This is a genomic window from Nonomuraea sp. NPDC049784, from assembly GCF_040659615.1.
Taxonomy (GTDB): Bacteria; Actinomycetota; Actinomycetes; order Streptosporangiales; family Streptosporangiaceae; genus Nonomuraea.
The window spans coordinates 1-4,479 of the sequence record NZ_JBFAMX010000737.1; the positions used below are offsets into that span (position 1 = coordinate 1).

The window sequence follows — 4,479 nt, forward strand, 5'->3', positions numbered from 1 at the left end:
GCGGCGACCGCGTCCAGCACGGTACGGGCATCCCGCAGGAAGACCTCCCCGACCGTCGTGAGCGTGACCTGACGCGTGGTGCGCTCGAGCAACCGCACGCCCAGTTGGCGTTCCAGATCACGGATCGCCCGGGAGAGCGGGGGCTGCGCCATGCCCAGCCGCTCGGCCGCGCGGCCGAAGTGAAGCTCTTCCGCGACGGTGACGAAGTACCGGAGCTGTCGCACCTCCAGATCATTCATACTTCCAGGGTATCAATGGTGATCAGATCGGTCCTTCAGGTCTGCCGGCGGTCCCGGTTGACTGGGCCGCATGATCCTCATCACCACTCCCACCGGCCAGATCGGCCGGCAGGTCCTCGACAACATCCTCGACAGCGCGGAGGCGATCCGCGTGATCGCACGCGACCCCTCCCGGCTCGCCCCGCGTGTACGCGAACGGGTCGAGGTCGTGCCGGGATCGCACAACGACCCCGACGTCCTCACCGAGGCGCTCGCCGGCGCCGACTGCGTGTTCTGGGTCGTGCCCCCCGACCCCGGCGCCGCGAGCGTCGAGGGTCACTGCCTGAGCTTCACCCAGCCGCTGTGCGAGGCCATCACAAGCCAGGGCGTCCAGCGAGTCGTCGGCGTCTCGACCTTGGGCCGCGGGGTGGCGAAGAACGCCGGGCAGATATCGGCGGCGCTGGCCATGGACGAGCTGATCGAGAAGACCGGCGTGAGCTACCGGGCCCTGGAGATGCCGGGCTTCATGGAGAACATGCTCCGGCAGATCGAGCCGATCAAGAGCCAAGGCGTGTTCTTCCTCCCGATGTCCGGGGATCGCAGGCTCCCGGCCTGCGCCACCCGCGACATCGCGGCCGTCGCGGCCGAGCTGCTGCTCGATGATTCCTGGAGCGGCCAGGGCGGCGTCCCGATCCTCGGGCCCGAGGACCTGTCCGCCGACGACATGGCGCAGATCATGTCGGAGGTCCTGGAGCGACCAGTCCGCTTCCAGCAGGTCCCCGGCGAGGCCTACAAGGCCACCCTGATGCGGCACGGGATGAGCGAGGCGTGGGCCCAAGGCATGATCGACATGACAACCGAGGTCGATCGGGGCATCTACAACACCCAGCCGCGCACCCCGCAGTCCACCACCCCCACCAGCTTCCGCCAATGGTGCGAGGACGTACTCAAGCCGGCCTTCTCGCAGTCATCGTGATGGTCCTGCCCCTTACCGGGAGACCAGCCACCGCCAGCGTGGCAGCTCCAGGACGAGGGTGACCAAGGCCAGCACGGACACCAGCGCGGCGGCGAACACGTGCCAGGCGGCCCACGCCGCCGCCACCGCGGCCACGAGTTGCAGAAGAACCAGCACGATCGTCACCGGCCCCGGCACCGCGACGATCACGTTCCGCTTGTCGCCCGGAGTGGACAACAGCGTCGGCAGCCCGATCAGCACCACGACCGACAGCACGGCCAGCAGCACGGAATGCGGGGCGAGGGCCCACGGGGTCGCGACCCAGGCGACCAGTTCGGTGGCGAACCGGAACGCGGACGCGACGCGGTCGTCGGGGCGTGGAGCGGAGGGCATGCGCGTAATGTACCGTTCCCCGCCCACACGTCGGCTTACAGAGGGTGGCACCTCGGCGAACTTGGTTGCGAGGGTCGCGGCACCCTGATCGTTCGAGCCGTACCGCACTGAGTAGGGGGATACTCTTGCGCTCCCTGCCGGGGGAGTTGATTCTGAGGCTTCGGAAGGAACCAGCGACGTTCCCCGGGGGCATCCATGGCGCCATCGCGGTCACGCGTCCTCATCATGGCCGGCGTTCTCGGCCTCGTGGCGATCCTCGGTATCGTCTGGCTGGTCGGCGTCGCCACGAGCAACGGAGCGGAGCCGGTGGCCGGCAGCGGGACGAACGCCCCCGCGGGCGGTCCGGACACCCCGGACGGCTCGACGGACACCCCCGACGGCTCGACCGACGACACGCCCGACCAGGGCACGGGCACTGACGACGGGCAGCCGCCGGGCGGCGGGTCCACGCCGCAGGAGGCGCAGAACAACCGCCACAGCGTCCACTGGAACGGCGTGCGCCTCGACGGCTCCCCCGGCGACGACGGGTGCGTCACCATCATCAACAAGACCTCCACCGTCGCGACGATCGAGTCCGTCTCCTTCACCGTGGAGTCGGGCCCCGGCCATGCCACCGCCAGATCGGCTCCTGGGCACTGCGAACGCACCGGCGACCCCCTGTGCCAGGGGGTCCGGGTGTTGACCGGCTACCAGTGCATCGCGGGAGCGATCATCACGGGTGACGCCTCCGACCGCCCGTACGTCATCCAGGCGGTGGTCCACTACCGGTACATGTGCGTCAACGTCGAGGACCCACCCTGCGACGAGGTCCACGACTGGGGCGGCCCGCCCCCGACGGCGGAGACGCCGGTGGAGGTGAGCGGCACGACCGCCAACAACGTCCCGAAGTTCGAGTTCTACATCGGCGGTTCCGGCACCCCGGACGGCGAGGACAACTCGGACACCTCCCCCGAGCCGGCACCGGACGACACCGGCACCTCCACGGAAGACTCGGGCACCTCGAACGAGGACTCGGGCACGCAGAACGACGGGTCGGGCACGTCGGACGACGGGACGACCAGCGGGGACTCGGCCACGACTCCGGAGGGCTGATGACAGGCGAGACCCAACTGTCCACTGGACCACCCGACCGGCCAAGGGCGAGTGAACGGCCGGCGGCCGCGCGAGAACCGTTGCCGGCAGGCGACGACCCAACCGCCGACCGGTCACCGGCACCCACCGCGCAAGAGCCCACGCCCGCCACGCGAGAGCCCATGGTCACCGCGCAAGGGCACGCGCCGGACGCGCACGAGCCCGCGGCGGCGAGCGCACCTCCGGCCGCACCGACGCGAGCACCGGAGCTCGGGGGTGAAACCGGAGCCGAGCAGGAGACGTCTGGCGGGCAAGAGGCGGCGAGTGGCCAGGAGGTGATTTCGGCACGGGTTCGGAAGCTCGCCGAGGCCATAGGCCCCACCACGCTGGTGACCGCGCTGCTGATCTACTTCGGCTACGTGGCGACCCGCGCCCGCTACGACTACTTCGGCGTCTCCCTGGAGATGACGGGCCTGTCCAACCAGAGCCTGCTCCTCGACGGCCTCGAGGTCGTGTACGTCCCGGCCGCGATGATCTGTCTCGGCGCGCTGCTGGTCATCGGTGTCCACGCCGTCGTGTCCTGGCAGCTCGCCCGCCGCCCCGGCGACGTCACCAACACCTTCCTGGCCGCCGGCATCGCGCTCGTCGGCGTGCTCATGGTCGGCCGCGCGATGATCGGCATATTCCTTCAGGACTCAAGCACCAGCACCAGCATCAATCCCACCCCGTTCGCGCTGGCGTTCGGCCCGGCCACCGTGGCGTACGGGATCCACATCCACGGCAAGAACCGCGGCCGCCCGCTCATGTCACCACGCCTGGCCAGGAACGGCGCGCTGAGCGCGCTCGGCCTGGCCGTCGCCGGGCTGTTCTGGGCCTCGACCCAGATCGCCTGGGCCTACGGCATCGGCCTCGGCGAGGAAGATGCGCAGAAGCTGCAGACGCGCGCCGAGGTCATCCTCGATGTGAAGGAGCCCCTGCAGGACGTCCCTCTCGGCATCACCCACATCCCCCTCAGCACCACCGCCAAGGACCCGAACTTCGCGCACCGCTACCGCGGCTTCCGGCTGCTCCTCGCCTCCGGCGGCCGGCTCTTCCTGGTCACCCCGAAGTGGAAACTCGGACGCGACCAGACGATCGTGGTCCCGTACGACAACAGCATCCGCATCCAGCTCGTCCCTCAGCCTTGACGAGCCGAAGCTCCGGTCCTACGGGGCCGGCTTGACGTTCTTCATCGTGAAGTGCGAGGTGACGCCCCTGACGCGCGGGATGGTCATGACGTGCTGACTGAGGAAGGTCTCATAGGCGGCCAGGTCGGCGACGGCCACGCGCGCGAAGTAGTCGGGGCTGCCGAACAGCCGGCGCAGCTCAAGGACCTCCTCGGCCTGCGCCAGGGCCTGCTCGAATCGCTCGACCGTCTCCGCGTCCTGGGCGTCGAGGGTGAGGTCGATCAGGACCTCGAAGGACCGGCCCACGGCGGCGGGGTCGATGACGGCCCGGTAGCCGCGGATGACGCCCTCCGTCGCCGTCGCTCTCGTTCTCACCCCGGGCGTCGCCATGTTCACCGCGCTGCTGCTGTTCGTCGGCCTGCTGCTGGCCCGCCACGCGCTCACCGCCCGCCGATCCGCTCTGGAGGCCGCCGATGCCTAGCACCGGCTACCTCATCGCGGTCCTCGCGATCGTCTTCACGATCACGCTCGCCCTGCGTGCCGTCCCCTTCGCGGTGCTGCGCACGCTGCGCACCTCGGCGATCGTGCGGCAACTGTCGGCGTGGATGCCGGTGGGCATCCTGGCGATCCTCGCCGTGACCGCCCTGCACGGCACCATCGTCGCCGAACCGCATGC

6 protein-coding genes and 1 pseudogene are annotated in these 4,479 nt (G+C 69.9%); 4 read left to right on the forward strand and 3 right to left on the reverse strand.

Annotation, left to right across the window (positions count from 1 at the left end):
* Positions 1-239: LysR family transcriptional regulator (locus tag AB0J09_RS57230; protein ID WP_360711261.1), on the reverse strand; the 239-nt coding region annotated here is incomplete at its 3' end.
* A gap of 70 nt (positions 240-309) precedes the next feature.
* Between AB0J09_RS57230 and AB0J09_RS57235 the strand changes: the two genes are divergently transcribed.
* Positions 310-1,194, forward strand: a complete 885-nt coding sequence (locus tag AB0J09_RS57235; RefSeq protein WP_360711264.1) for an NAD(P)H-binding protein — start codon at positions 310-312, stop codon at positions 1,192-1,194.
* Positions 1,195-1,206: 12 nt separating this feature from the next.
* Here the strand turns inward: AB0J09_RS57235 and AB0J09_RS57240 are convergent, their stop codons facing one another.
* Positions 1,207-1,566 carry a hypothetical protein gene (locus tag AB0J09_RS57240; RefSeq protein ID WP_360711266.1) on the reverse strand — a complete coding sequence of 120 codons (360 nt, stop codon included), beginning with the start codon at positions 1,564-1,566 and terminating at the stop codon, positions 1,207-1,209.
* A gap of 225 nt (positions 1,567-1,791) precedes the next feature.
* On the opposite strand from AB0J09_RS57240, the gene AB0J09_RS57245 reads away from it, so the two are divergent.
* Entirely contained in the window at positions 1,792-2,658 is an 867-nt protein-coding gene (locus AB0J09_RS57245; protein WP_360711269.1) for a hypothetical protein, read from the forward strand.
* Between the two features lie 314 nt (positions 2,659-2,972).
* A complete protein-coding gene (locus AB0J09_RS57250) occupies positions 2,973-3,824 on the forward strand; it encodes a hypothetical protein (RefSeq protein WP_360711271.1) in 852 nt (283 codons plus the stop codon).
* Positions 3,825-3,842: 18 nt separating this feature from the next.
* On the opposite strand, the gene AB0J09_RS57255 is transcribed toward AB0J09_RS57250, so the two are convergent.
* A complete protein-coding gene (locus AB0J09_RS57255; RefSeq protein WP_360711274.1) occupies positions 3,843-4,178 on the reverse strand; it encodes an Lrp/AsnC family transcriptional regulator in 336 nt (111 codons plus the stop codon).
* Positions 4,179-4,276: 98 nt separating this feature from the next.
* On the opposite strand from AB0J09_RS57255, the pseudogene AB0J09_RS57260 reads away from it, so the two are divergent.
* A pseudogene (locus AB0J09_RS57260) lies at positions 4,277-4,479 on the forward strand (hypothetical protein); the annotation flags it as partial.